General features: G+C 35.1%; 24 protein-coding genes and 1 pseudogene. 8 read left to right on the forward strand and 17 right to left on the reverse strand.

Annotated elements, in window-relative coordinates; genetic code table 11:
* Positions 1 to 13: 13 nt before the first annotated feature.
* Positions 14 to 1,810: a DKNYY domain-containing protein gene (locus tag B8967_RS06015; protein ID WP_084085179.1), complete on the reverse strand. Its 1,797-nt coding sequence runs from the start codon at positions 1,808 to 1,810 to the stop codon at positions 14 to 16.
* A gap of 591 nt (positions 1,811 to 2,401) precedes the next feature.
* Positions 2,402 to 3,127, reverse strand: a pseudogene (gene lptB, locus B8967_RS06020) (LPS export ABC transporter ATP-binding protein); the annotation flags it as partial.
* A gap of 131 nt (positions 3,128 to 3,258) precedes the next feature.
* Between lptB and B8967_RS06025 the strand changes: the two are divergent.
* Entirely contained in the window at positions 3,259 to 3,552 is a 294-nt protein-coding gene (locus B8967_RS06025; RefSeq protein ID WP_047488448.1) for a TM2 domain-containing protein, read from the forward strand.
* 54 nt (positions 3,553 to 3,606) lie between these two features.
* On the opposite strand, the gene hemB is transcribed toward B8967_RS06025, so the two are convergent.
* Entirely contained in the window at positions 3,607 to 4,596 is a 990-nt protein-coding gene (hemB, locus tag B8967_RS06030; RefSeq protein WP_047488446.1) for a porphobilinogen synthase, read from the reverse strand.
* A 118-nt stretch (positions 4,597 to 4,714) separates the two neighbouring features.
* Between hemB and B8967_RS06035 the strand changes: the two genes are divergently transcribed.
* From B8967_RS06035 to B8967_RS06045, 3 genes are all read left to right on the forward strand, one after another.
* Positions 4,715 to 5,065, forward strand: coding sequence for a T9SS type A sorting domain-containing protein (locus tag B8967_RS06035; protein ID WP_047488443.1), 351 nt, complete (start codon positions 4,715 to 4,717; stop codon positions 5,063 to 5,065).
* A gap of 105 nt (positions 5,066 to 5,170) precedes the next feature.
* Entirely contained in the window at positions 5,171 to 6,082 is a 912-nt protein-coding gene (locus B8967_RS06040; RefSeq protein ID WP_047488441.1) for an ABC transporter ATP-binding protein, read from the forward strand.
* A gap of 4 nt (positions 6,083 to 6,086) precedes the next feature.
* Positions 6,087 to 7,397, forward strand: a complete 1,311-nt coding sequence (locus tag B8967_RS06045; protein ID WP_047488438.1) for an ABC transporter permease — start codon at positions 6,087 to 6,089, stop codon at positions 7,395 to 7,397.
* 74 nt (positions 7,398 to 7,471) lie between these two features.
* On the opposite strand, the gene B8967_RS06050 is transcribed toward B8967_RS06045, so the two are convergent.
* From B8967_RS06050 to B8967_RS06090, 9 genes are all read right to left on the reverse strand, one after another.
* The gene (locus B8967_RS06050) at positions 7,472 to 8,140 is read right to left on the reverse strand and encodes a porin family protein (RefSeq protein ID WP_047488436.1); all 669 of its coding nucleotides are present in this window, start codon (positions 8,138 to 8,140) and stop codon (positions 7,472 to 7,474) included.
* A 15-nt stretch (positions 8,141 to 8,155) separates the two neighbouring features.
* Complete coding sequence (gene sucD, locus B8967_RS06055) at positions 8,156 to 9,028, reverse strand: succinate--CoA ligase subunit alpha (protein ID WP_047488432.1); 873 nt, start codon at positions 9,026 to 9,028, stop codon at positions 8,156 to 8,158.
* A 90-nt stretch (positions 9,029 to 9,118) separates the two neighbouring features.
* The gene (locus B8967_RS06060; protein WP_047488429.1) at positions 9,119 to 9,685 is read right to left on the reverse strand and encodes a hypothetical protein; all 567 of its coding nucleotides are present in this window, start codon (positions 9,683 to 9,685) and stop codon (positions 9,119 to 9,121) included.
* Positions 9,685 to 10,584 (reverse strand): UDP-3-O-(3-hydroxymyristoyl)glucosamine N-acyltransferase, encoded by a 900-nt coding sequence (locus B8967_RS06065; protein ID WP_047488426.1) that lies wholly within the window; start codon positions 10,582 to 10,584, stop codon positions 9,685 to 9,687. Before B8967_RS06065 ends, B8967_RS06060 begins: the two co-directional genes overlap by 1 nt.
* Positions 10,585 to 10,654: 70 nt before the next feature.
* Positions 10,655 to 11,218, reverse strand: a complete 564-nt coding sequence (gene efp / locus B8967_RS06070) for an elongation factor P (protein ID WP_047488422.1) — start codon at positions 11,216 to 11,218, stop codon at positions 10,655 to 10,657.
* Positions 11,219 to 11,294: 76 nt separating this feature from the next.
* The gene (gene lpxA / locus B8967_RS06075; RefSeq protein ID WP_047488419.1) at positions 11,295 to 12,089 is read right to left on the reverse strand and encodes an acyl-ACP--UDP-N-acetylglucosamine O-acyltransferase; all 795 of its coding nucleotides are present in this window, start codon (positions 12,087 to 12,089) and stop codon (positions 11,295 to 11,297) included.
* Positions 12,090 to 13,487 (reverse strand): bifunctional UDP-3-O-[3-hydroxymyristoyl] N-acetylglucosamine deacetylase/3-hydroxyacyl-ACP dehydratase, encoded by a 1,398-nt coding sequence (locus tag B8967_RS06080; protein WP_047488416.1) that lies wholly within the window; start codon positions 13,485 to 13,487, stop codon positions 12,090 to 12,092.
* Positions 13,480 to 14,511, reverse strand: coding sequence for a UDP-3-O-(3-hydroxymyristoyl)glucosamine N-acyltransferase (lpxD, locus tag B8967_RS06085; protein ID WP_047488413.1), 1,032 nt, complete (start codon positions 14,509 to 14,511; stop codon positions 13,480 to 13,482). The genes B8967_RS06080 and lpxD overlap by 8 nt, the downstream gene beginning before the upstream one ends.
* A gap of 72 nt (positions 14,512 to 14,583) precedes the next feature.
* The gene (locus B8967_RS06090) at positions 14,584 to 15,810 is read right to left on the reverse strand and encodes an HD domain-containing protein (RefSeq protein WP_084085183.1); all 1,227 of its coding nucleotides are present in this window, start codon (positions 15,808 to 15,810) and stop codon (positions 14,584 to 14,586) included.
* A 231-nt stretch (positions 15,811 to 16,041) separates the two neighbouring features.
* Between B8967_RS06090 and B8967_RS06095 the strand changes: the two genes are divergently transcribed.
* From B8967_RS06095 to B8967_RS06110, 4 genes are all read left to right on the forward strand, one after another.
* A complete protein-coding gene (locus tag B8967_RS06095; protein WP_084085185.1) occupies positions 16,042 to 17,682 on the forward strand; it encodes a S41 family peptidase in 1,641 nt (546 codons plus the stop codon).
* 132 nt (positions 17,683 to 17,814) lie between these two features.
* Positions 17,815 to 19,359 carry a T9SS response regulator signal transducer PorX gene (locus B8967_RS06100; RefSeq protein WP_047488402.1) on the forward strand — a complete coding sequence of 515 codons (1,545 nt, stop codon included), beginning with the start codon at positions 17,815 to 17,817 and terminating at the stop codon, positions 19,357 to 19,359.
* A gap of 98 nt (positions 19,360 to 19,457) precedes the next feature.
* Positions 19,458 to 19,748: a YciI family protein gene (locus B8967_RS06105; RefSeq protein ID WP_047488399.1), complete on the forward strand. Its 291-nt coding sequence runs from the start codon at positions 19,458 to 19,460 to the stop codon at positions 19,746 to 19,748.
* Positions 19,748 to 20,512: an exodeoxyribonuclease III gene (locus tag B8967_RS06110; RefSeq protein WP_047488397.1), complete on the forward strand. Its 765-nt coding sequence runs from the start codon at positions 19,748 to 19,750 to the stop codon at positions 20,510 to 20,512. The genes B8967_RS06105 and B8967_RS06110 overlap by 1 nt, the downstream gene beginning before the upstream one ends.
* A 69-nt stretch (positions 20,513 to 20,581) precedes the next feature.
* On the opposite strand, the gene B8967_RS06115 is transcribed toward B8967_RS06110, so the two are convergent.
* The 5 genes from B8967_RS06115 to rfbC form a co-directional block, all read right to left on the reverse strand.
* Positions 20,582 to 20,953, reverse strand: a complete 372-nt coding sequence (locus B8967_RS06115; protein ID WP_047488394.1) for a septal ring lytic transglycosylase RlpA family protein — start codon at positions 20,951 to 20,953, stop codon at positions 20,582 to 20,584.
* A 722-nt stretch (positions 20,954 to 21,675) separates the two neighbouring features.
* The gene (locus B8967_RS06120; protein WP_084085188.1) at positions 21,676 to 22,383 is read right to left on the reverse strand and encodes a hypothetical protein; all 708 of its coding nucleotides are present in this window, start codon (positions 22,381 to 22,383) and stop codon (positions 21,676 to 21,678) included.
* Between the two features lie 33 nt (positions 22,384 to 22,416).
* A complete protein-coding gene (locus B8967_RS06125; protein WP_084085190.1) occupies positions 22,417 to 23,091 on the reverse strand; it encodes a hypothetical protein in 675 nt (224 codons plus the stop codon).
* Between the two features lie 387 nt (positions 23,092 to 23,478).
* Positions 23,479 to 24,780 carry a 30S ribosomal protein S12 methylthiotransferase RimO gene (gene rimO, locus B8967_RS06130; RefSeq protein ID WP_084085192.1) on the reverse strand — a complete coding sequence of 434 codons (1,302 nt, stop codon included), beginning with the start codon at positions 24,778 to 24,780 and terminating at the stop codon, positions 23,479 to 23,481.
* Between the two features lie 95 nt (positions 24,781 to 24,875).
* On the reverse strand, positions 24,876 to 25,421 hold the full coding sequence (rfbC, locus tag B8967_RS06135; protein WP_084085194.1) for a dTDP-4-dehydrorhamnose 3,5-epimerase: 546 nt from the start codon (positions 25,419 to 25,421) through the stop codon (positions 24,876 to 24,878).
* Positions 25,422 to 25,425 lie beyond the last annotated feature (4 nt).

The following is a 25,425-nucleotide window of genomic DNA, read 5'->3' on the forward strand; positions in this document are numbered from 1 at the left end:
GTTATTCTAAGATTTATCTGATTTCTAAAAATTGTTTAAGATTGGGATCAGATGCAGGTATTTCATTGATTTCAACATTTTTATCGGAAATCAATGCCAGCCAATAGCCTTCAGCATTTTTAAATACATAATAAGTAGATGAAACAGGATTTCCTACTGCACACATCGGCCATGAGCCCTCATATGCAGCAAGAAGTTCTATATTTTTGCTCTTAATGATTCTGTGGTTTTTTGTATAAATATAATCTTTATCCGCCAGGAAGGCATTAAATACCCTTACAGAACCTGGATCTATTCCTTTGAGAGTAGTTAATCCTGTATTATAAGAATAAAAATACACGTTGTTTTTATCTTTATAATAGGTATCTTTAATATTTTCAAATGTTTCTGCATCTGCAGAAGTTTTTTTATCATTCCAGTAAACATTATTACCCACTTTTCCCAATAGAAAATCGTAATTGGTTCTGAACTGAACGGAACCATTAATTTTTATCAGATCTTTATTCTTGTTTTTCAGAATATCAATATGTTCCTGAGTCACATGATTAAAAACACTGGCATTATTATGATCTGAATATGCCTGTTCTTTATAAAAAATATATCCCGGAATTTCGATAATATCTTTACGGTCTACTGCACCTGAATAATTGAAAGGAATCTTTTTATATAAAACCTCATTGGTCTTAGCATCATAGGAACTGATGTATATCCCATTTTTATCATAGCACAGTGCCTGATCAGCGATAACTCCAAAACTTGGGGCGTCAAATTTTGGCTTGTCTAATAAAGTTTCTGCTAAAAAAACTTTTTTACCATCCGTGATAAATGTATAGACATAATCTGTGTTCCATATTTTCAATTTTCCGGCATCTGCTATATCAATGGGTAATATTTGATCCTGATAATAAACATGGTTCTTATCTCTAAAATAGAATTTATCCAGTAAAACAAATGTATTAGGATCTGCATCAGGCACTATATTGCTGTCACTGTAAACATGATTTTTATCTTTAGCAAAATGTTCATTTACAGAAACAAACGAAGCAGCATCTGCACCCCTTACAATAGAAGAACCATGATAGGCCCGGTTTTTATCTTTGGCATAATCTCCATGCAGTTTAATAAAGGAATCAGCATCACTTCCGGGAAGAATATTTTCCCTATTAAGGACGTGATTTTTTGCTTTCTGTAAATACGGAGTAAGATAAGTTACAGGAGTTCCTTCAAAAAATACTTTTTCACCCCTGTCATAAAATCCATTTTTGTCATAACACAATTCCCAGTCAAGAAAAACAATAGTACTGACATCTATATCTTTGACCAGTTTATCATAGTAATACACCTGATCCTTGTATTGATAGTATTGGTAACTGGAATAATTTCCTTTTGAATCTTTCAGCGGAATAAACTCTGAAGCAGTAAAGTCAGTAAGCTCGGTAAGGTTTTTATAAATCTTAGTTTTGGTCTTCCAGAGATGGCCATTACCAGTGGTCCCTATATATTTAAAACCTAATGTATCTGTTTTTACAAAATTTCCTTCTACAAAAATTCCATCTTTATTTCTGGCCATTTCGTCATAAACTTTATGTACAGAAAAGGATTTCGTATCTGCGCTCGTTACGTTTCTTATCCCTTCATTTCCCTGAAAGACAATATAATCTTTATTAATAAGATAAACATTAGCTTCCAGATTGGGTGCATCGTAAACAGATAAAACAGGATTCACCACTGGCTTCTTAATAGAAACTATGGTTTGGGCATTTGTTTTTATTGAAAAGATAAGAGGAAATATGAAAATAAGAAACTTCATAGACTTTACGAATATTATTTTCCTCAATATTAATCATTACTATATTTAAACTGATCACTGTTATCAGCTATTTTTCAGCCAGTTTCAACAAAACTCTCCCACACTCCGCACCAATCCCCAAAATCTCTTTGATCAGGAATATCCCAGCGGATTATCGTTGAAAATTCATATTTTTTTTAATCTGTTAGAATACCATATTCATGATCCGGAAAGACTTTGCTTCCAATTTTTATATTTTCAACAAAATCCCCGATTTTATCCCTCATACATATACGTTGTCAGATAGTGAAGTTCTGATTGACTTGCCTCTTTAGATGCTGCTTCTGCCTGTTCTAAGGAATATTGGCTGTTGATTTCTTTTTTCTGGAAAACAAATGAGTTATTTGCATTTTTATCCACCACTTCATTAAAGATATGTTCAATCTCAGAATTGGCCAATGAAGCAAAGCTGATATCTTCAAAACCATACATCAGTCTAAGGTCATCAAACTGTTTAAAGTTTTCATCTACAAATCCCTGGAAATGGTTTTTTGAATCAAAATTTCCTGCCCAGATATTGTAGGCATATTTTTTCTTTTTTGGTTTGTCTAAAATACTCTGATAAACGAAGTTTTCTCCAAGATATGCTTCTCTTACCTGCGGATCATTGGCAAGATCTTCAGGAAGTCCTTCCTTAAGAATTTTACCTTCAAACATGATATAAGTTTTGTTGGTAATAGCCAGCGTTTGCTGTACGTTGTGGTCGGTAATTAAAATTCCGATATTTTTATCAACTAAGCTTCTTACAATTTTCTGAATATCTTCTACCGCAATCGGGTCAACCCCGGCGAAAGGCTCATCCAAAAGAATGAAATTCGGGCTGGTAGCAAGACAACGGGCAATTTCCGTTCTACGTCTTTCTCCTCCGGAAAGAAGGTCCCCTCTGTTTTTACGAACGTGTTGTAAAGAAAATTCTTCGATCAGCTCATCACATTTGATGTGCTGTTCACGTTTTGAAAGTTTGGTCAGCTGCAGTACTCCCATAATGTTTTCTTCCACGGAAAGTTTTCTGAAAACGGAAGCTTCCTGAGCCAGATATCCGATTCCTTTCTGAGCTCTGCGGTACATCGCATCAGTGGTGATTTCCTGTTTATCAAGAAAAATCTTTCCTGAAGTAGGCTTAACCAACCCTACAATCATATAAAACGAAGTGGTTTTTCCTGCTCCGTTCGGACCCAGCAAACCAACAATTTCTCCCTGTTGAACCTGTACAGAAACGCCTTTTACAACTTTTTTAGGACCGTATTCTTTGATTAAGTTTTCTCCTCGTAAAATCATAGGGCAAATATATCAAAAATATAAACTCCCTTTATAGCAATATAAACTTATTTACTTTCATAGCATTGTAACTTTTTATAACTTCAAACTACTTATATTGAAAAAAATCAATCGTTTAAAAACATTAGGAAATGGAAAATTACGGCTATACAAAAACAGAAAATACACAAAATCAGCAGAACAATATTCCCTATCGTTCGGAAAAGAAACTTCCAGCGGCCATATTAGGTATTCTGGTAGGGTGGCTGGCTCTCAATAAATTTTACCTGGGTTATACCAAAGAAGGTGTTATTCAGCTTGTCCTGAATATTGTTACCTTAGGAGCTGCTTCTATTATCCCGTTTATAGAAGGTATCCTATACTTGTTTATGAGTGATAAACAGTTTGATGATACTTATGTGTATGGAAAAAAAGGCTGGTTATAATATGATCATAAAAAAACACCTCTAGTTGAGGTGTTTTTTTATAGTATCTTTTTCTTATTTATTCAGAATCATTGCTGCCTCCTTCGCAAAATAAGTAAAGATCATATCTGCTCCGGCTCTTTTAAAACAGGTAAGACTTTCAATAATAGTTTTATCATTATCCAGCCAGCCATTTTGAACGGCTGCTTTTACCATAGCATATTCTCCACTTACGTTATAAACTGCTATCGGCAGATCTATAGCTTCACGTACTTTAGAAACAATATCAAGATAAGGAAGTCCCGGTTTGATCATGATAACATCAGCTCCTTCATCAATATCTTTATAGACTTCATTCAATGCTTCACGGGAATTATGAAAATCCATCTGATATGTTTTTTTGTCTTTCGGAATTTCCATATCATCTTTCGGTGCACTATCTAAGGCACTTCTGAAAGGTCCATAGAAAGAGCTTGCATATTTTGCAGCATAGCTTACAATTCCTACATCTGTAAATCCACTTTCTTCCAATGCTTCACGGATGACCAATACTCTGCCATCCATCATATCACTTGGTGCCACTAAGTCTGCCCCTGCTTCAGCATGAGACACAGACATTCTGGCTAATGCATCATTGGTAGCATCATTTAAAACCTTCCCGTTTTCAATGATTCCGTCATGACCATAGATTGAATAAGGATCTAACGCTACATCAGGCATAACCACCATTCCCGGAACGGCATCTTTAATCGCCTTAATGGTATTCTGCATCAATCCGTCTTTATTCCATGCTTCTTTTCCGGTATTGTCTTTCAGGTTTTCTGACACTTTCATGTACAGATTGACAGCTTTTACTCCCAAAGAAAATAATTCCTTACATTCTTTTACGGTCAGATCTATACTCCGCCTAAATATCCCCGGCATCGACGGGATCGCCTCCTGCTTGTTTTCGCCCTCCATTACGAAGATTGGCATTACAAAATCATCAGTTGTAAGCACATTTTCTCTTACCAAACTTCTGATAGATTCATTAACTCTAAGTCTTCTATTTCTTGAATGTATCATTTTGGAATACTTTTTGAATAAGTTTCTACAAATTTACTACAAGTTCAATAAAAAACTATTGTACAAGATTGTAGAATTTGTTACATTTGTTATATATATTCGAGAAAATATAAATTTGATGAAAAAACTTTTACTTTTAATTTTATTTGTAGGCACTTTTGTTGGATTTTCCAACAATTTACAAGCTCAGCTTAAAGAGCCGAGTTCCATCTCACAAAAAGCTGATGATGGAGTAATGATTGCCTATCCAAATCCTGCAAAGGATTACCTTATCATAAAGGCAAAGGATTCTTCTTTAAGAATCAAAAGTGTGACTTTTTATTCTATTTTGGGTATGCAGGTTGCCAGCTATACTGTCAATATGAATTCCGGAGAAATCAATATTGAAAAATTGAAACCCGGAAAATATCTGATCCGTTATATCTTAAGTGACAACACGCAAAAAGTTACTCAAATCGTAAAACAATAAATTAGAATCCTGATAATCATCAGGATTTTTTCTTTTACATCAATTCTGTTTAATATTTCCGTAACTTTCAGCACTTTTTTATACTAATTGTAAAAGAACAATTTAATGTTAAAAGCTGAACATATTAAAAAGACCTATAATGCAGGAAAAAAGGTCGCACTGGATGATTTTAGCATCCACGTTCCACAAGGCAGCATTTATGGGCTTCTAGGCCCCAACGGAGCTGGAAAAACATCTTTTATCCGTATCATCAACCAAATTACCCAGGCAGATTCAGGAGATATCTTCATCAATGGAGAAAAACTGAACCCCAATCATATCAGGGATATTGGGTATATGCCCGAAGAAAGAGGCTTATATAAAAATATGAGCGTGGGTGATCAGATTCTTTATTTTGCCGAACTGAAGGGAATGAGCAAAAATGACGCCTTACAGGAAGCAAAAAAGTGGTTTGAAAAACTCAATATTGACCAGTGGTGGAAAAAAAAGCTTTCTGAGCTCTCCAAAGGGATGGCCCAAAAGATTCAGTTTGTAGTCACTGTTTTACACAGGCCCCACCTTTTGATTCTCGATGAGCCTTTCTCCGGTTTTGACCCTGTGAATGCGAACTTGATCAAGGACCAGATCATTGATCTCAAAAATAATGGAACCACCATTATTCTTTCTACCCACAGAATGGAAAGTGTAGAGGAAATGTGTGATTATGTAGCATTGATCAACAATTCCAAGAAGATTATTGACGGAAAGGTTTTTGATGTAAGAGAAAAGTTTAAGAAAAATATTTTTGGTGTTACGCTTTCCGAAGTTAGCAATGACCAATTTGAAAACTTCAAAAACAGATATGAGATTTTCAATCTTTCAAATGAGAACAATCTTGTCTCATTCGATCTGAAGAATGAAACCGGTCAAAATAATATTCTTCTTGACCTTGTCAACGTAGGCCAGGTAAGATCATTCGACGAAAGAATTCCTAGTATGAATGAAGTGTTTATTAATGCAGTAAGTAACCATTCTTAATTTTATGAATAATATTTTTTTAATTACAAAGAGAGAGTTTCTTACTCAGGTTAAGAAAAAGTCTTTTATCATATTGACCTTATTGGCTCCTATCCTTATTATTGCTTTTGGAGCAGTAATCGGGCTGATGTTTAAAGCTAATGAGTCTCACAGTGTCATCGAGGTAGTAGATAAAAGCGGATTGTTTAGAGATCAGTTCAAATCTAATGATAAACTGGATTATCAATTTATTTCTGCAGCAGACGAAAAGGCAAAAGTTAATAATTTAAAAGACAATGAGTCTCTGGATGGTATTTTGATTTTACCGGAGCTTAAGAATCAGAATTATGATGAGCTGGAAAGCGGCAGCCGATTAATAGTGAACAGTAAAATAGGTCTTGATACGAAACAGAAGATCGTATCTGATATTTCCAATGTTATTAAAAAGGAAAAGATCAAGCAGTTAGGCATTCAGGAAGTTCAGCTAGATGATCTTGACAAAAGCTTCACTCTGAAAACTATTAATGTATCTAATGACAATAAAGAGGATTCTGATCTTGCTTTCGGCGTGAAAACAGGGCTTAGTATGATTCTGATGTATGTAACATTTATGTTTATTATCATTTATGGGGTAAGGGTTATGCGAAGCGTGCTGGAGGAAAAAAACAACCGTGTCGTAGAAATTATCATTTCCTCTGTAAAACCTTTTGAGCTGATGATGGGGAAAATTTTAGGAGTGACATTGGTTGCCTTAACTCAATTTATCATCTGGATTACCATGTCTGTGATTGGTGCTTTGGTTTTAAATACCGGTTTTTCATCACTCCAGAAAAATATGCCCGGCGGAAATGAACAGGTGATGAATAAACTGGACATTGCCCAGCTTGCTACTCAGATTTCTCATAGCTTACTGGAAATGAACTTCCCATTGATCATTTTTGTATTTATTGTTTTCTTCCTTTTAGGCTATATTTTCTACAGTTCAATTTATGCTGCAATTGGCTCTGCCGTTGATAATGAAACCGAAACCCAGCAGTTTACTTTATTTGCTGTCTTACCATTGATGCTGGGGATGTACGGAAGTTTTTCATTAATGAATAATCCTGATGGTCCATTGGGCTTCTGGTTATCTATTATTCCGTTTACTTCACCTGTGGCAATGATTGCAAGAATACCATTTGGAGTTCCTGCATGGCAGATTGCATTATCTATTGCATTATTGCTGGGAACAACCATTTTCATGATATTCCTGGCAGGAAAAATTTACCGTGTAGGTATATTGATGTATGGCAATAAAGCGACTTTAAAAGAGCTTTGGAAATGGATCAGAGGATAGAGACTATCTTATACTATAAAACAAAAATCCCGGAAATAAATTCCGGGATTTTTTTATGTTATGATGAATAACTTTTATTTGAATATGTAGCTTAAGGTAAGTGCTAAAACCTGTTCAGATTTTTTCTTGTCAGTACCTCCTTTTTCTTTTGCAAGACCAGGATAAGTATCTGAAAGACCTAAATCATATTTAACGGCTACTTCCAGCTGTCTCTTGAAGCTATAACCTACTCCTAGTCCTAGTCCCCAGTTAAAGCTTTTTGCTTTTCCGTTGACTGTTGGTCTTGCCGGGTCAATAACATCCGGATCGTAATAAGGTCTGTCTGCAGGAACATTTTTAACATTCTGGTTAAGCAAAAAGTTAAATCTTGGTCCTATCATTCCAAAGAATTCAGATGCAGATTCTGAAAAATACCCTTTAAAATAAAGAGGTACACTTAGATAGTTGTTGCCATATACAGCATCATAACCATCTTTTCCTTTTGCATCCTTATCTTTACCTGTTTCTCCTGCACCATAGTACAGAACTTCCGGCTGTATATAGAATTGGTTTGCCTTTCCAACCGGGATCAAAGCCAAAGCTCCACCTTGAAAAGTGTATCTAGGGCCAGAAGGGTTATGGGCATTGGCTACTCTGGAATAATTTAATCCCGCAGTAACACCAAATCTGGTATTTTTCCATTGAACTTGAGCAAAAGACAAAGCGGAGAGGGTAAGCGCTGAGGCTAATAAAAGTTTTTTCATATGTTTGGTTTAAGATTATCCTAAGATTTTTGCAACAGTTGCACCGATGTCAGCAGGAGAGTCAACAACGTTGATACCATTTTCTCTCATGATTTCCATTTTTGCCTGAGCTGTATCTTCTGCACCACCTACAATTGCACCAGCGTGTCCCATTGTTCTACCTTTTGGAGCAGTCTGTCCAGCGATAAATCCTACAACCGGCTTAGTAGATCCGCTTGCTTTATACCATCTTGCAGCTTCAGCTTCTAATCCACCACCGATTTCACCGATCATTACGACAGCTTCAGTTTCAGGATCATTGATGAATAATTCTAGTGCTTCTCTTGTAGTTGTTCCAATGATTGGGTCACCACCGATACCGATAGCTGTAGAAATTCCGTATCCAGCTCTTACCACTTGGTCAGCAGCTTCATAAGTAAGAGTACCTGATTTTGAAACGATACCTACCTTACCTTTTTTGAAAACGAAACCTGGCATAATACCAATTTTAGCTTCTTCAGAAGTAATGATTCCAGGGCAGTTTGGTCCGATTAATCTGCAGTCTCTGTCAGCAATGTAAGATTTTACTTTTACCATATCAGCTACAGGAATACCTTCAGTAATACATACAATAACCTTAATACCTGCTTCAGCAGCTTCCATAATAGCATCTGCTGCAAATGCTGGTGGTACGAAAATAATACTTACGTTTGCCCCTGCTTTTTCAACAGCGTCAGCTACTGTATTGAATACCGGCTTCCCTAAGTGCTCGCTACCTCCTTTTCCTGGAGTAACCCCACCTACTACGTTGGTTCCGTATTCAATCATCTGGCTAGCATGGAAAGTACCTTCGTTCCCTGTAAATCCTTGTACAATTACTTTAGAATCTTTGTTTACTAAAATTGACATTTTATTGTTGTTTTAATTTATTAATTTTCAGTTTATACGTCAGACAAAAATAACGATTATTTGTCGTTAAAAAAATTTTTAAATCTGATTTTATTCATCATATTTTTTCAGCACATTAATCAAATCTTCCTCCTTAAGTCTGTTATAATTAATGTTCTCAATAAGCGGTTCCAATTCTGGTTTATCAGCCATCAGAACCTTTAATCTTTTTCTATTATTCGTAAGGATGCTCAATACCTGTCTTACATTTCCCTTGTACAAAATATCTGTACTTAAGGTAGATCCATCATAACCATGGCGCTGATAACTTCTAAACCATTTTATTTTATTCCCATTGTACAGCTCTTCTATGAGTGTTTTTGAAGATTCTGCCGGGAAATACACAAAAATTCTCGGTTTATTTTTGAGATCAGTGAACTCAATTTTTTTAATTTCAGAAGCAGGATACTTAACTTTCTTTCCATCTTCCAAAATCTTTATAGTCTTATCCGCAAGTGTTATTTCATCGATTTGATTTCCATCAAAAAGATTGGTTATAAACGGAATTTTAGCATTCAAAACTTGATCATTATTAAAAGTAATTTTAGAATCAATTTCTGATTTCTGCGCAAAGCCTATGGTATAAATAAAAACAAGTAATCCAAATAATCTCTTCATCAAAGTCGTCTTAGTTTTACTTCTTTTTTCAGATATGTTTTGAAGTCTTCAGCAAACATCCCGATATAGGTTCCTTTTTCCAAGTCTCTGTTCACTCCGGTTTTTCCTAAAAGTACAGATCCGCTCTCAATTTTATTGCCTGAGGCGATACCCACCTGTCCCCATAATGTTACTTCATCTCCAATAACACAACATCCGGCAATACCCACCTGGGAAGCGATCAGACATTTTTTTCCGATAATGGTATCATGCCCTATCTGAATCTGATTATCCAAGACTGAGCCTTCTCCAATGATGGTAGAATCTGTAACACCTCTATCAATGGTACAGCCATTTCCAATCTCCACATTATTTTCGATCACCACATTTCCCACTGAAATTAAACGGTCAAAATTTCCATTTAATTTTCTGTAATAAAATGCATCACCTCCCAACACTGTATTGGACTGAATGATTACATGATCTCCTATTTCCGTTCTGTCGCCAATGACAACATTAGGGAAAATCAGTGTATTTTTACCAATTTTCACATTATTTCCAATGACTGCTGAAGGGTGAATTCTTGTACCCTCACCGATTTCTACATCATGAAGTTCTTCTGTGAAATTGTATATTCTTGTAAAATGAGTATTGATTGCATTAAAATCTCTGAAAGGATCATCAGAAACTAAAAGAGCTTTTCCTTCAGGACATTCTACCTCTTTATCGATCAAGATGATGGTAGCAGCAGACTGCAATGCTTTGTCATAATATTTTGGATGGTTCACAAAAACGATCTCACCCGGTTTCACCATATGAATCTCATTGGAACCCAATACTTCAAAATCTTCAGGACCAACAAATTTTGCTCCTATCAGATCTGCAATTGTTTTAAGCTTTTGTGGAGAATGGAATCTCATAACAATAGATTTTCTTATAAAACAAAATTCGGAATGCTAGTGCAAACCGAATTTATGTAAATTGTATATATTATTTTACTCTTTCTAAGTAGCTACCGTCTTCAGTGCTCACTTTAATTCTGTCTCCCGGCTCAATAAATAAAGGAACCATTACTCTTGCTCCTGTTTCAACGATCGCGTTTTTAAGGGCATTTGTTGCAGTGTTTCCTTTTACACCCGGATCTGCTTCAATAACGTCCAGATAAACGGATTGTGGAAGCTCAGCAGAAAGTGGAGTTTCATCAGCCTCTTTCAGAATGATCGTTACTTCTTCACCAGCTTTCATAAACTGAGAGTTCTCGATCATTTCTTTGTTGATATATAATTGAGAGAAGTCATCATTATTCATGAAGTGGAATCCGTTCTCATCATCGTACAGATACTGGAACTTTCTTGTGATTACCTTTACTTCATCAATTTTGTGTCCTGCAGAAAAAGTATTATCAAGTACTTTTCCATTGGTTACTGACTTCAGTTTTGTTCTCACGAAAGCAGGACCTTTTCCTGGCTTTACGTGCAAAAATTCAATTACTTTGAAAATGTCATTGCTAAATTCGATGCAAAGTCCTTTTCTGATATCGTTACTTGTTGCCATTAATTATATTATTCTTTTTATTTAGTTTTTATTGGGCTGTCCGGCAAATTGCAAATTTACTTTTTAGCTTTATTTGTTAATTGCTTTCTTTGCTGGTTCCGTACCCTTTTACAATACCTCTTGGTGAGTTTTGGATAAACTGTAGGATTTCATCTCTTTCAGCAGTAGGAAGCATTTCTTTTTCAATATATGCCAGTGCCTGAGAAACATTCATCTTCATTTGGAAAATAGCTCTGTAAATTTTTTGAATTTCGAAGATCTTCTCATTAGAAAATCCTCTTCTTCTTAGACCTACGGAATTAATCCCTGCATAAGAGATAGGGTCTCTGGCTACTTTTACGTATGGAGGAATATCTTTTCTGATCAGTGATCCCCCTGAAATCATGGTATGTTTTCCGATCTTACCGAACTGCTGAACTGCTGAAAGACCTCCCATTACAGTAAAGTCTCCAATTTCAACATGCCCTGCAATACCGCATCCATTGGCAATAATCACATTATCTCCTATAATACAGTCATGAGCAACGTGGGAAGTAGCCATGATAAGGCAATTGCTGCCTACCTTTGTAAATCCAAGAGCTTTAGTTCCTCTGTTTATAGTCACACATTCTCTTAACGTTGTATTATCTCCAATAATTGTTTGTGTATCTTCCCCATCGAACTTCAAGTCCTGAGGGATTGCAGAAATTACAGTCCCGGGAAAGATTTTACAATCTTTTCCAATTCTTGCACCTTCCATGATGGTAACGTTAGGACCGATCCATGTTCCTTCTCCAATTTCTACGTCCCCCGCAATTGTAGTAAAAGGTTCTACAATTACATTTTTGCTGATTTTCGCACGTTTATCTACGGCTGCTAATTGATGAATCATTTAATCAACTTTATTTTTTGCAACTTGAGCCATAAGCTCTGCTTCTACTGCCACTGTATCTCCCACATATCCATACCCCTGCATGTGAACAATACCTCTTCTGATAGGTTCTATCAGTTCAATTTTGAAAATAATAGTATCTCCAGGAACTACTTTTCTTTTGAACTTTACTTTATCAATTTTAATAAAGTATGTAGAATAGTTTTCAGGATCCGGAACACTTGCCAGTACAAGAATACCTCCTGTCTGTGCTAAAGCTTCCACCTGAAGTACTCCCGGCATTACAGGTTCTTTAGGAAAATGGCCCACGAAGAAAGGTTCATTCATGGTTACATTTTTCAATCCTACTACGTGAGAGTCTGAAAGTTCAAGAACTTTATCAATTAATAAGAACGGAGGTCTGTGAGGCATAAGCTTCATAATTCCGTTGATATCAAATACCGGCTCTTTTGTAAGATCAAAGTCCGGAACGTTTTTCTTTTTCTGCAATTTCCACTGACGATTTAGTTTTTTTGCAAATTGTGTATTTACAAAATGGCCAGGTTTGTTAGCTATAACCTTACCTTTTATTTTTACTCCAGCTAAAGCTAAATCACCAATTACATCCAGTAATTTGTGTCTAGCCGCTTCATTGGGATAGTTTAAGTTCAGATTGTCCAGAATACCGTTGGGTCTGATAGAAACATTATCTTTTCCAAAGGCTTTCTTTAATTTTTCTGTAGTTTCCGGTGTAAGATCTTTATCTACGTATACAATAGCATTAGAAATATCTCCTCCTTTGATCAACCCATGGTCTAAAAGCATCTCCAGCTCATGTAAGAAACTGAATGTTCTCGCTGAAGATATTTCGTCTTTAAACTCAGAAATATTTTTTAGCGTAGCATTTTGAGTTCCTAAAACTTTAGTCCCAAAATCTACCATTGTTGTTACTTCGTATGTATCTGAAGGAATAATTGTAATTTCCGAACCGGTAGCCGGATCGCTATAGGTAAGAACTTCTTTTACTACCAGATATTCTCTGGCAATGTTTTGTTCCACTACTCCAACACTTTCGATTGCTTCAACAAAATATTTTGAAGACCCATCTAAAATAGGAGGTTCAGAAGCATCCATTTCTAGCATTGCATTATCGATATCACAACCTACTAAGGCTGCTAAAAGATGTTCGCATGTAGTAATTTTTACCCCTAATTTTTCTAATGTAGTTCCTCTTTCTGTTGCTATAACATAATTTACATCTGCTTCTACCTGAGGATGTCCCTCTAAGTCTGTTCTTACAAATACAAAACCTGTGTTTTCTTTGGCAGGTTTAATGGTAAGTTTTACTTCTTTACCAGTGTGAAGACCAATTCCAGAAAGAGTAACCTCTTGCTGAAGTGTTTTTTGCATATCACTCATTAGTATGATCTTTTGAGTTATTCTCAAGATTATTTATTCTGCTTACTATTTCAGTGAAATTTCTGAAATGAACATAATTTCTCAGATAGTCATTATAGCTGATTGCCGGTGAACCATATAATGTTTCTTTATCATTAACACTAGAATTCACACCACTTTGAGCCTGAATTTTCACCTGGTTTCCGATTTTGATGTGTCCTACAATTCCTACCTGACCTCCAATTTGATTCCAGTCACCAATTGTAGTAGAACCCGCAATACCGGCTTGTGCGGCAATTACATTATTCTGTCCTATTTTCACATTGTGAGCAATCTGAATCAGATTATCAATTTTTGTTCCTTTACCAATAATGGTAGAGCCTATTGTTGCCCTGTCAATACTACAGTTTGAACCGATTTCAACATCATCTTCAATGATAACATTTCCCAGCTGAGGAATCTTTTTGAATCCTTCAGCGGTTGGTTGAAAACCAAAACCGTCACCTCCTACTACTGTATTAGAATGAATCACACAGTTATCTCCAATAATGCAATAGTCATAAATTCTGGCACCACTGTCTATTTTACAGTTTTTACCAATTTTTACGCCTTTTCCAATATATACATGTGGATAAATCTGTGAGCCATCTCCGATTTTAGCTTTCTCCGACACATAAGTAAATGCACCGATATAAGCCTTATCTCCTATTACAGCTGTATCATGAATGGATGAACCATCCTCCACACCTTCTTTTCTTCCTCTCATTTCCTGATATAAATTCATCAGAACCTGAAATGAAAGATAGGCATCTTTTACAACAATTAAGGTTGGATTGTAACTATCTTTGACTATAAGTTTCTCAGAAACAATGATAACGGAGCATTTGGAGGTATCCAAAAAATGAGAAAACCGATCTTGTGCTATAAAAGAAAGATGTCCTGATTCTCCATTTTCAATTGGAGAAACCCCTGTAATAAGCGCAGTTTCATCACCTATTATTTTACCGTCAATAAAACTTGCAATTTGCGAAGCTGTAAATTCCATATTCTGCAAAGATAAGAAATTCTAGAATTTGCAAACATTTTTTGGTTTCAGATCTTAAATTTTAATATTCCTTTAAGAATCTAACCTAGAAATATCTCGGGGAAACATAAGGATATGTCTTGTGGTCTTATTGACCATTAACCCCGATAAAAGCTGATCTTCTGACTCGTGAAGCCTTGTTTTTTTTCCATTTTTCTGTAATAGAAAAATGGGTTGCTTTTCTCTGTTGTAAGGAACAAGTTTTCTCTTGATTTCATGTACCAATTCTTTTCCGTTATCGATTCCGAAAAATTCATTGGTATTTTTTATTTTTTCTTCAATAATTTCCTGATCAAAAGACTGTGATGAAATGATTGTTTTGGGAAGGTTTCTCTGAATCACACATTTACACCAATATGACAACACAAAATCATCAGAATTCTGCCATTCTTTCATCGCCTGAATCACATCATTATCATCAAGCTGTGTAAATCTTTCTATATCTTCATCTGAAGCTGAGCTTTTTTCACGGTATAAAAAATATTTCAGATTATCCGTTGCCGGAAGTTCAATCCCCTGAGAAATCAGATATTTTGCCCGTTCCAAAATTTTTACCAACAGAAATTCGGCTAAGGCTGAGGTTTTATGATAATATACCTGCCAGTACATAAACATTCTGGCTGTCAGAAAGTTTTCAATAGAATAGATTCCTTTGGCATCTATCACCAATTCTCCTTCTTCACAAACATTCATCATAGAAATAATCCTCTGGGTATTAATATTCCCCTCTGATACTCCCGTAAAAAAGCTATCCCTTTTCAGATAGTCCAGACGGTCAACATCCAGCTGAGAGGAAATCAGCTGATTAAAAAATTTTCTATGATATTTCCCCTGAAACATTTCAATAGCCATTGAAAGCTGTCCGTCAAACTCGTCATTAAGCTCGTTCATCAGCAGCAATGAAAGGTTTTCATGATGCCAGTCGTCCATCAGCATACTTTCCAATGCATGAGAAAATGGACCATGACCAATATCATGCATCAAAATGGCCAGCATAGCTCCCTTTTCTTCTTCTTCAGAAATTTTAATGCCTTTCTGTTTTAAGGTTTCCAATGCTGTAAACATCAAGTGCATTGCTCCCAAAGCATGATGAAACCTGGTATGGGTTGCTCCCGGAAAAATCAGGTTCAGCAGACCTGTTTGTCCAATCCTCCTCAATCTTTGAAAATAAGGATGTTCAATGATATCAAATAAAATTTCGTGTGGTATTTTGATAAACCCGTGAACGGGATCGTTGATGATTTTAAGCTTATTCTGCATTGAAACGTCAATATTAGTAAACAAAGTTAGGGATTTTAAATTTTAGGTCTGATTAATTTACTATTAAAGATCTTACCTATATAAGTACCTCCCTATTTCACGAACAGTCCTAGACTTCATGACGGAAAATTTTAAATTCATCAGATTTTAAAAGGTCATTTTATTTTTAAAAAATCTTTTGTAACTGTAATATTAAAGATTTATCTTTGAATGAAAACACAATAGCCTTTAATGAGAAAGCTCTCACTTTTCCTTTTTGTATTTTTAAGTTTACACTTTTCCGCACAGGTTTTATCAGAAAACCAAAAACTGGAATCACTCTGCAGAGTTTGGGGGTTTTTAAAATATTATCATCCCAATGTGGCAAAAGGGAAATTGGATTGGGATCAGCAACTTTTTCATAAGATCAATGACCTTGAAAAGATTCATGACAAAACAGAGCTCAACCTCTTATATTCTGAATGGATCGAAAGTCTTGGAAAAGTAGATGAATGTAAATCATGTCTAAAAGAGGATGACAAGGTTTATTTTCTGAATAATTTTGACCTGAAATGGATTGACAATCCCAATATATTTACTGAACAAACAGCCCAGACCCTTCATTATATAGAAAATAACCGGAATACAGGAGACAACCATTATTTAGGAAAAGGGGGAAGGAAAATATATTTCAGAAATGAAAATTCTTATGGTTCAAAATTTACTTCCAAAGAAATCGCATTATTGGAACTTTTCAGATACTGGAATTACGTGGAGTATTTTTTCCCTTATAAATATGAAACAGATCAAAACTGGGGTGATGTTTTGTCAGAAATGATTCCAACATTTCTTCATATAAATAATGATGAAAATTATCACCTGGCCTTAGCTGAACTGGTAACCAAAACAGATGACTCCCATGCATTTCTGTTTTCAACGCTGATCAGCCTTCATCAGTTCGGGAATAGAAAAATACCCGTAGAATATTCATATGCAGAAGGAAAACTGGTAATTACCAAAGTAAATACCACCCGATTCAATGAAGAAATACCTTTACGTATAGGAGATGTTATTTATGATATTAATGGTAAAACCATTCCCCAGATGGTTAATGATCTTGGAAAATTTATTCCCGCGTCCAATTCCTGGGGAAAAATAAGAAAAGTAAAAAACCTCCTCCTTTTTACTAACAGAGATTCAATCTCTGTAAAAGTTGAAAGAGATGGGCAAAATTTACCTATCACAGCAAAAACATATTTTGTAAAAGATCTCACTTATGAAACGACAGCCGTTCCCCAAAAGTGGACATTCATAGATAATAAAAAAAGTATCGGCTACGTTAATATGGGGGTTATTGAAAGAGAAGATTTGGATGAGATGTACAGAAACTTAGAATCTGCCACCTCTATTATTTTTGATCTTAGAAATTATCCTAAGCAGACCATTATCCCTTTAAGCCGTATTTTACTTCCAAAATCGGCTGTTTATTATCAATTTAACTTTCCTGAAACCAATTATCCCGGCAAGTTTTACAGTAAAAAAAACAGTATCGGAAGAAAAAACAAAAAATATTACAAGGGGAATGTCGTTGTCTTGGTAGACGAAAATACCCAAAGCCAGGCAGAAACAACGACCATGATGTTTAAGCAGCATCCTAATGCTAAAGTAATCGGGAGCAATACTTCAGGAGCTAACGGAGATATTATCAGATTTAAGATTGCGGACCTCGACACCTGCTTTACAGGGCTTGGAGCATATTATCCCGATGGCAGGGAAACCCAAAGAATCGGTATCATTCCCGATATTATAGTAAAACCTAGTGTAGAGGGTATAAAAAATGGAATTGATGAGGTATTGCAAAGGGCTTTACGTTATATAGAAACCAAAGAATAAATGAAATGAAAACAGAGACGTTTGGCCATTGTTTTCATTTAACTAATATTTAACTTTTAATCTGCTCATTTTGTGAGATTTTAAACGGATTTGGTCAACATTTTGATAGAATAATCATGTAAAAAATAAATTATGTCAGAAAAGATATTATGGATAGATGATGAAATAGATTTACTTAAACCTCATATCGTATTTTTAGAAAAAAAGGGCTACCAGGTAACCCCCGTTAATAATGTGAACGAGGCATTGGAGCTTATGGATTCAGAGAAATTTGCATTAACATTAATTGATGAAAATATGCCCGGTATTTCCGGATTGGAAGCCATTCCTATGATCAAGGAAAAAGATAATTCCCTGAAAATTGTTATGGTGACTAAAAGTGAAGAAGAACACATCATGGAAGAGGCTATCGGGTCTCAAATTGCCGATTACATTTTAAAGCCTGTAAATCCTAACCAGATTTTGCTTTCATTGAAGAAGAATCTTCAGGAGGATAATCTGGTGGAACAGAAAACAATTCTGCAGTACCAACAAGAGTTCAGAAACCTTTCTATGGAACTTTCTTATTTGAGAACGTATCAGGAATGGGCAGAGTACTATAAAAAGATCCTTAGCTGGGAGATTAAATTTGATAAAGTAGCGGATAATGAATTTGCTGATCTTTTGCAGTCGCAAAAAGAAGAGGCTAATATTCAGTTTGCAAAATTTATTGAAAAAAATTATGAAGACTGGCTTGTTGACTCGGATAAACCTCTGATGAGCCATACTCTTTTCAAGGAAAAGGTAAAACCGGAAGTAGAAAAAGAAAAAGTACTTCTTCTGATGGTTGATAATCTTCGTTACGATCAGTGGAAAGTTGTAGAACCACTATTTACAAAATACTATAATAAAATTTCTGAAGATTATTATTACAGTATTCTACCAACCGCCACACAGTATGCAAGAAATTCTTTTTTTGCGGGTCTGATGCCGTCAGAAATTGAAAAACGTTTCCCGGACAAATGGTTCAATGACAATGAGGAAGGTAATAAGAATGAGTTTGAGCGTGATTTCCTCGAAGACCAGATGAAAAGAATCGGACTTGGTTCTAAGTCTATGAAATACCTTAAAGTATTGAATGCAGACTTTGAAAGAAAAATCTATGATGATTTCAACCAACATAAAAACAATGACCTCCTAGTTATTGTTTATAACTTTATTGATATCCTTTCGCATGCCAAAACAGACAATCATATTGTAGACCAGCTTATCCGTGACGATAAAACTTTCCGTTCTCTGACTTTCAACTGGTTTGAAAACTCTTCACTCCTTAAGATCATTAAGGCAGCAGCAGAAAGCGGATATAAATTGGTTATTACCACCGACCACGGAACAGTATATGTGAAAAAGCCAAGCAAGGTTGTTGGCGACAGAGAGACCTCAACTAATATCCGTTATAAAACAGGAAAGAGCTTAACGTATGACAGCAGTGATGTATGGGCAATTACTAACCCCGAAAAGCTTTTCTTACCAAAAGGAAACCTGAGTTCAAAGTATATTTTTGCCAAAAACAATATATTCCTTGCTTATCCTAAAAATTACAACCATTTTGTAAATTACTATAAAGAGACCTACCAGCATGGAGGAATCTCACTTGAAGAATGTATTATTCCAATTAGCATTTTAGAGCCAAAGTAATATTTCATTTTGAAATTAAAAGCGGAAAAAATCAATTGATTTTTTCCGCTTCTTTTTTTATAGTCTGAAAGAGTTTATATCTTCGTAAAAAATACAGTATGTTTATTATTTCACTTACCTACAAAACGTCTCTTGAAAATGTAGAGCGTTATATACCCGAGCATAATCTTTTTCTTCAAAAGTATTATGATTCCGGACTATTCATTACTTCAGGAAGAAAGGAACCGAGAACCGGAGGCATCATTATTGCCAATACCGTCTCTAAACAGGAAACGCAAAAGATCGTGAGTGAAGATCCTTTTCATGTTCATCAGATAGCAGATTATGAAATCATCGAGTTTATTCCTTCAAAATACAATGAAAACTTTAAATTCTTTATAAAAGACTAATGAAATTAATTACATACAACGTCAATGGAATCAGGGCCGCATTCACAAAAGATTTTTTAGGTTGGTTGAAGGTTGCTGATCCTGATATTATCTGTATCCAGGAAAGCAAAGCCGGAAACGACCAGATAGACATCGAAAGTCTTGAAAAATCAGGATATCACAGTTATTGGCACTCGGCAGTAAGAAAGGGCTATAGTGGGGTTGGAATAGCCTCAAAAATAAAGCCTAATCATGTAGAGTACGGTTGCGGTATTGAAAGCTATGATAATGAAGGCAGAATCATCCGTGCTGATTTTGACGGATTTTCAGCTATTTCCGTATATGTTCCTTCGGCTTCCAATATTGAAAGATTAGATTTTAAGATGCAGTTCTGCCATGACTTTTTAGAATACATCAAAAATCTTAAAAAAGAAATTCCCAATCTTATTATATCCGGTGATTTCAATATTTGTCATGAAGCCATCGATATACATGATCCTATCCGTTTAAAAAATGTTTCAGGGTTTCTTCCTATGGAAAGAGAGTGGATGACCAATTTCATCAACGAATGTGAATTGATTGACAGCTTCAGGTTTTTCAATAGTGATCCTGACAATTATACCTGGTGGAGCTACCGACAAAATTCCCGGGCAAATAATAAAGGATGGAGATTAGATTACAACTTTACTTCATATAGCTTAAAAGACAAGCTTAACAGAGCCGTCATCTTAAAAGAAGCAGTACATTCTGACCACTGTCCAGCTTTATTGGAATTAGATGTCTGATAGGTTCTACTATGATCATACAAAAAGCCAGCTTTAAAAGCTGGCTTTTTTTTAATTTAAATCATAAATTTAATCGACAATTTCATATTCAACCGGAATGGTACCATGACTGATATTTCCGATCTCATCGAACGCTGCTTTAGACATATCTAAAGATCTTGATGAATGGTAAGGCCCTCTGTCATTAATTCTCACTATTACCTCTTTACCATTTTTAAGGTTCGTTACCTTAACGTTTGTTCCGAATGGAAGCGTTCTGTTTGCTGCTGTGAACTTTGAGTTATCAAAAATTTCACCGCTAGCGGTTTTTCTACCGTTAAATTTATCGTGGTAGTACGATGCATAACTTGTTTTTTTCGCATCTAAGGCATTATTCGTAAAAGAATAAACACCTAAAGTTGAAATCATCATTATGATTACGAGAATGAATCTTTTCATCATGTTGAACTTTTATTGGTTTTGACGGAGCAAATGTATCAGGAATCTTTTAAAGTCCACAGTCAGAATGTTAAAAACTGTTAATAAAAACAAAAACATATGTTAAACGTCCTTGTAAGCCCCTATGGATAGGCGTTTTAGGATACACTGTTAAAAAGTGTTAAAAAAAGAGCTTAAAAGTTAATATAATTAACTAATTCATGCATAATTGTAAAAAACAGTTAACACAAACTATTGTAAATCAATATGTTGGAAAATAAACAATTCTCATTTTAAAATTAAAATCTGTTCTAAAGAAACAAAAGTTTTAAGATTAAAGGGAAAAGAAAAATTTGTAATAAAGGTTGTTTCCAGTTATAAAGCTTCATCTTTAAAAGTTATTTTAACAAGCAAAAGAAGACCTAACAAAAAAATTTAAACCCCATTATTCATTTTTAAATATGAATATATTTCCAACTCCTTATATCCAAAAACAGATTAATATCAAAAATTGTGAAGAACACCCTATTGTTTTATCTATTCTTATCCCGAATTCTGATTACTCGACAATATAACATCCTGTAACTAGCTAAATTTCACTTAGTCCACATTTTTTATATCTCATCCCAAAGATAATCTTTTAAGATGCTTATAGCCTGCTAACGTAATTCAATTACACTACTGCTATAATTAAAAAAACCAATGAGAAGACTCATTGGTTTTTATTATGTGTAATTGAATACTTATTAATTCTTCAAATATTCTAATACATATTCATATGTATCAGCAGGATAAACTACAGACATACTAGGAGATCCAGTAATTGCATTTCCAGCAGAAGTAGCTACAGTATAAGAGTATAAACTTCTGTCATATACTGTATTGGTTCCAGCTTTGTAGATCGTAATTCCATACATAGCAGTCATTCCTGCAGGAGCAGGGATATTTACAGCTGTAGAAGTACCAGTAGCTGCAAATGAACCTTTAACTGCATATACTTGCTTATTATTTACTGAAGTATTGGTAATTGTTTCTGTTGTCAGGATATTTAGTTTCCCAGCATTAGCATTAGATCCTAGTGGTAACCATCTCCCTGGAGTAACATCCGTAGACTGCCCCGGGTTAGAGAAATAGTAAAAACCAGGAGTTACAGCAGTTACTACTCCATTACCAGTAACCGTATTACCAGTAGCAGTATTGTAAACTACCATACCATCATAAGCTGATGGGAAGTTGATTCCATCTAAACTAGCTGTTTTAAAAGTAAACTGTGTTAAATCTGTTGATGGGAATAATAATCCTTTTCCGTCATTAACCGTACCATTATTATTTGTAGAAGCATCTAAAAAGATATTTTCATTTGGGAACTGGTTAGCAACAACACCGTTGGATAAAACCTGAGCACTTGCAAATGTACCTGTAGCTACAAATAGCGCAAATATTATTTTTTTCATTTTGTTTTAAATTAAAATTACAACTAAATTCTATTATCTTCCTGAAAGGATACCCCAAACGTTTACACCAGCTTGATCAACTACGATAAAACAGAAAGATCCTGCAGAAGTAATTGTACTTGGTAAGTTATTAATAGGTCTTGTAGTTCCTGTTACAGCTGCTGCATCCCATCCAATGTTTCCAGGACCGTTAGCAGATACACATCTTACAGAGTTTAAAGGAAGAGTAGTTGCATTTGGTAATAATAGCTGACTAGTTCCTCCCATTGCAGTTGCAACCACTGAATAATCATCAGCAGCCCAAACAATAGGACCATTCACTGAATGGAGTCTACCTTTTTGAATCTGAAAATTTGGAGTAGATGATCCACCACCTACACTCTTCCATACAGAGTTAGGAGCGTCATAATAATAGAAACCTGTAGCAGATACGTTGGCTGTTTTACCAGCGGCAGTACCGTCTAGAGTCGTTACAAATGCAAGTGCACCGTTTTGAGCGGTGTCATAGGCATTATTCTTAGCTGATAATTGAGCTCTTGTTAAACGAGGGACCAATAAAGCATCAGGTCTTGCATTGTCCGTAGTATTAGCTACTACATCTAAAGTTGCGGCAGGTGTGGTTGTGTTAATCCCCACTCGCCCTTGCTGAGCCTTGGAAAGTGCCGAAAGGCAAACAAGCATAGTTGCTGTGAATAAAAATTTTTTCATAAGTTTTTAAAGATTTTAATTACATTATTTTCATCAGTATTTTCATCAGGAAGATGCATCCCAACTTGTGATTCTTCCTTTAGCTAATATAGACAAATATAGTACATTATAGTCATTTTAAGCTCTATTTCAAACAAATAACTTATTGAAAGCATATGATTTAAAAATATTGCTTATGGCGCAAATTTAAGACATAATTTTTTAATTTATATACTTTATAAAATAAATTTAAAAAATCTTAATATGGTGAAAACGTAAATAATTGAAAACCAGAAATATAAATAATTGTAAAAATTAAATATTTATGTTAATTTTCATTAATATATTTTCATTTCAGATCTAAAAGTCAAATTCAATACTCCTGATAATCAAGACTAAATAAAATGATTATACCAGCTCTCCGTACAGATCAAATTCTTCAGCTGAGGTGATCTTCACTTCTGCGAATTCTCCTATAGAAATATAGGTTTCTTCGGCCGAAACTAAAACAGTATTATCTACATCTGGAGAGTCATATTCTGTTCTTCCAATAAAGTAATTCCCTTCTTTACGGTCAAAGACACATTTAAAGATTTTACCTATTTTTTCCTGATTTTTTTCCCATGAAATTTGTGACTGCAGTTCCATGATTTCCTCTACTCTCGCCTCTTTTACTTCCTGTGGAATATCATCTTCCAATACATGGGCCGTTGTATTTTCCTCATGTGAATAGGTAAAACATCCTAATCTATCGAATTTTTGTTCTCTTACCCAATCTTTAAGTTCCTGAAACCTCTCTTGTGTTTCACCGGGATATCCTACAATTAAAGTCGTTCTAATTGCCATATCCGGAACTTTTTCTCTGAATTTTGCTAAAAGTGCATCTGTTTTTTCGTGAGTTGTTCCTCTCTTCATAGATTTCAAAAGATCTGAATTGATGTGCTGAAGAGGAATATCAATATAATTACATACTTTCGGTTCTTCACGGATGATATCCAGAACATCTTCAGGAAATCCACTTGGGAAAGCATAGTGAAGACGAATCCATTCTATTCCCTCTACTTTTACCAATTCTTTTAAAAGATCTCCAAGCGCACGTCTTTTATACAGATCTAATCCATAATAGGTAAGATCCTGAGCGATAAGAATCAATTCTTTTGTCCCTTTTTTAGCCAGTTTCTGAGCTTCAGTCACCAACTTTTCGATAGGTGTTGAAATATGTCCCCCTCTCATCAAAGGAATAGCACAGAACGAACAAGGTCTGTCACAGCCTTCTGAGATTTTAAGGTAAGCATAATGTTTGGGAGTGGTGGTGAGTCTTTCTCCAACCAATTCGTGTTTGTAATCTGCTCCAAGATGTTTTAAGAGAATAGGAAGGTCTCTTGTTCCAAAGTATTGGTCTACATCTGGAATTTCTCTTATCAAATCCGGCTTATACCTTTCAGAAAGGCAACCTGTAACGAATACTTTCTCCACTTCCCCTCTGTTTTTAGCCTCTACATAATCAAGGATCGTATTGATAGATTCTTCTTTGGCATTATCTATGAATCCACAGGTATTGATGACTACAATATCACCACGGTCTTCATGAACCACTTCTTTGCCATTTGCTTTCAATTGGCTCATTAAAACTTCAGAATCATATACATTCTTGGAGCATCCAAGAGTAACTACATTGATTTTCTTCTTCCCTACAGATTTTGTGCGCATCTTTTTGATTTTGAGTGTGCAAAGATACAAAATATTGAAGAGTAAAAAATTAAAAAATAAAAACCACTTTAGAAAAGTGGTTTTCAATATCTTATTTAAAAGTTTCCTTCAGCAAACGTAGGCAGGATTCTATCTTTATCTGAAAGCTGAACTACATCGAGCGGCAACTGCCAATCTATATTCAATTCAGAATCATTCCAGATAACACTTCCTTCTGATTCTTTATTATAAAAGTTATCGCATTTATAGGAAAAGATGGCTGTTTCACTTAATACAGAGAAACCATGTCCAAAACCTCTTGGCACATAGAGTTGCAATTTATTTTCAGGAGTTAGCTCAATACCATACCATTGCCCAAAAGTAGGGGATTCTCTACGCAGGTCAACAGCGACATCAAAAACTCTTCCTTCAAGACAAGATACTAGCTTTGCCTGTGCATGTTCTCCTTTTTGAAGGTGCAGTCCTCTCAACACACCATAAGAAGACTTCGAAATATTGTCCTGTACAAAATGACCGTTCATACCGGTAAGTTCTTCAAATTTTTTCTCATTGTACTTTTCAAAAAAGTAACCTCTCCCATCTTCGAAAATAGTAGGTTCTATTACGCAGCAATCTTTTAAGGGAGTTTCTTTTATTTTCATATTT

Origin of the sequence: Chryseobacterium sp. YR221, assembly GCF_900176315.1 — a bacterium.
In the GTDB taxonomy this organism is placed as follows: domain Bacteria; phylum Bacteroidota; class Bacteroidia; order Flavobacteriales; family Weeksellaceae; genus Chryseobacterium; species Chryseobacterium rhizosphaerae.

Excerpts from the sequence above, each read along its gene's own strand:
- efp (WP_047488422.1), bottom strand. The coding sequence starts at position 11,218 with ATGGCAACAAGTAACGATATCAGAAAAGGACTTTGCATCGAATTTAGC.
- rimO (WP_084085192.1), bottom strand. The coding sequence starts at position 24,780 with ATGCGCACAAAATCTGTAGGGAAGAAGAAAATCAATGTAGTTACTCTT.
- rfbC (WP_084085194.1), bottom strand. The coding sequence starts at position 25,421 with ATGAAAATAAAAGAAACTCCCTTAAAAGATTGCTGCGTAATAGAACCT.
- B8967_RS06080 (WP_047488416.1), bottom strand. The coding sequence starts at position 13,487 with ATGAGTGATATGCAAAAAACACTTCAGCAAGAGGTTACTCTTTCTGGA.
- B8967_RS06090 (WP_084085183.1), bottom strand. The coding sequence starts at position 15,810 with ATGCAGAATAAGCTTAAAATCATCAACGATCCCGTTCACGGGTTTATC.
- B8967_RS06105 (WP_047488399.1), top strand. The coding sequence starts at position 19,458 with ATGTTTATTATTTCACTTACCTACAAAACGTCTCTTGAAAATGTAGAG.
- B8967_RS06100 (WP_047488402.1), top strand. The coding sequence starts at position 17,815 with ATGTCAGAAAAGATATTATGGATAGATGATGAAATAGATTTACTTAAA.
- B8967_RS06120 (WP_084085188.1), bottom strand. The coding sequence starts at position 22,383 with ATGAAAAAAATAATATTTGCGCTATTTGTAGCTACAGGTACATTTGCA.
- B8967_RS06045 (WP_047488438.1), top strand. The coding sequence starts at position 6,087 with ATGAATAATATTTTTTTAATTACAAAGAGAGAGTTTCTTACTCAGGTT.
- B8967_RS06125 (WP_084085190.1), bottom strand. The coding sequence starts at position 23,091 with ATGAAAAAATTTTTATTCACAGCAACTATGCTTGTTTGCCTTTCGGCA.
- B8967_RS06050 (WP_047488436.1), bottom strand. The coding sequence starts at position 8,140 with ATGAAAAAACTTTTATTAGCCTCAGCGCTTACCCTCTCCGCTTTGTCT.
- sucD (WP_047488432.1), bottom strand. The coding sequence starts at position 9,028 with ATGTCAATTTTAGTAAACAAAGATTCTAAAGTAATTGTACAAGGATTT.
- B8967_RS06095 (WP_084085185.1), top strand. The coding sequence starts at position 16,042 with ATGAGAAAGCTCTCACTTTTCCTTTTTGTATTTTTAAGTTTACACTTT.
- B8967_RS06115 (WP_047488394.1), bottom strand. The coding sequence starts at position 20,953 with ATGATGAAAAGATTCATTCTCGTAATCATAATGATGATTTCAACTTTA.
- B8967_RS06110 (WP_047488397.1), top strand. The coding sequence starts at position 19,748 with ATGAAATTAATTACATACAACGTCAATGGAATCAGGGCCGCATTCACA.
- hemB (WP_047488446.1), bottom strand. The coding sequence starts at position 4,596 with ATGATACATTCAAGAAATAGAAGACTTAGAGTTAATGAATCTATCAGA.
- B8967_RS06040 (WP_047488441.1), top strand. The coding sequence starts at position 5,171 with ATGTTAAAAGCTGAACATATTAAAAAGACCTATAATGCAGGAAAAAAG.
- lpxA (WP_047488419.1), bottom strand. The coding sequence starts at position 12,089 with ATGATTCATCAATTAGCAGCCGTAGATAAACGTGCGAAAATCAGCAAA.
- lpxD (WP_047488413.1), bottom strand. The coding sequence starts at position 14,511 with ATGGAATTTACAGCTTCGCAAATTGCAAGTTTTATTGACGGTAAAATA.
- B8967_RS06035 (WP_047488443.1), top strand. The coding sequence starts at position 4,715 with ATGAAAAAACTTTTACTTTTAATTTTATTTGTAGGCACTTTTGTTGGA.
- B8967_RS06015 (WP_084085179.1), bottom strand. The coding sequence starts at position 1,810 with ATGAAGTTTCTTATTTTCATATTTCCTCTTATCTTTTCAATAAAAACA.
- B8967_RS06060 (WP_047488429.1), bottom strand. The coding sequence starts at position 9,685 with ATGAAGAGATTATTTGGATTACTTGTTTTTATTTATACCATAGGCTTT.
- B8967_RS06025 (WP_047488448.1), top strand. The coding sequence starts at position 3,259 with ATGGAAAATTACGGCTATACAAAAACAGAAAATACACAAAATCAGCAG.
- B8967_RS06065 (WP_047488426.1), bottom strand. The coding sequence starts at position 10,584 with ATGAGATTCCATTCTCCACAAAAGCTTAAAACAATTGCAGATCTGATA.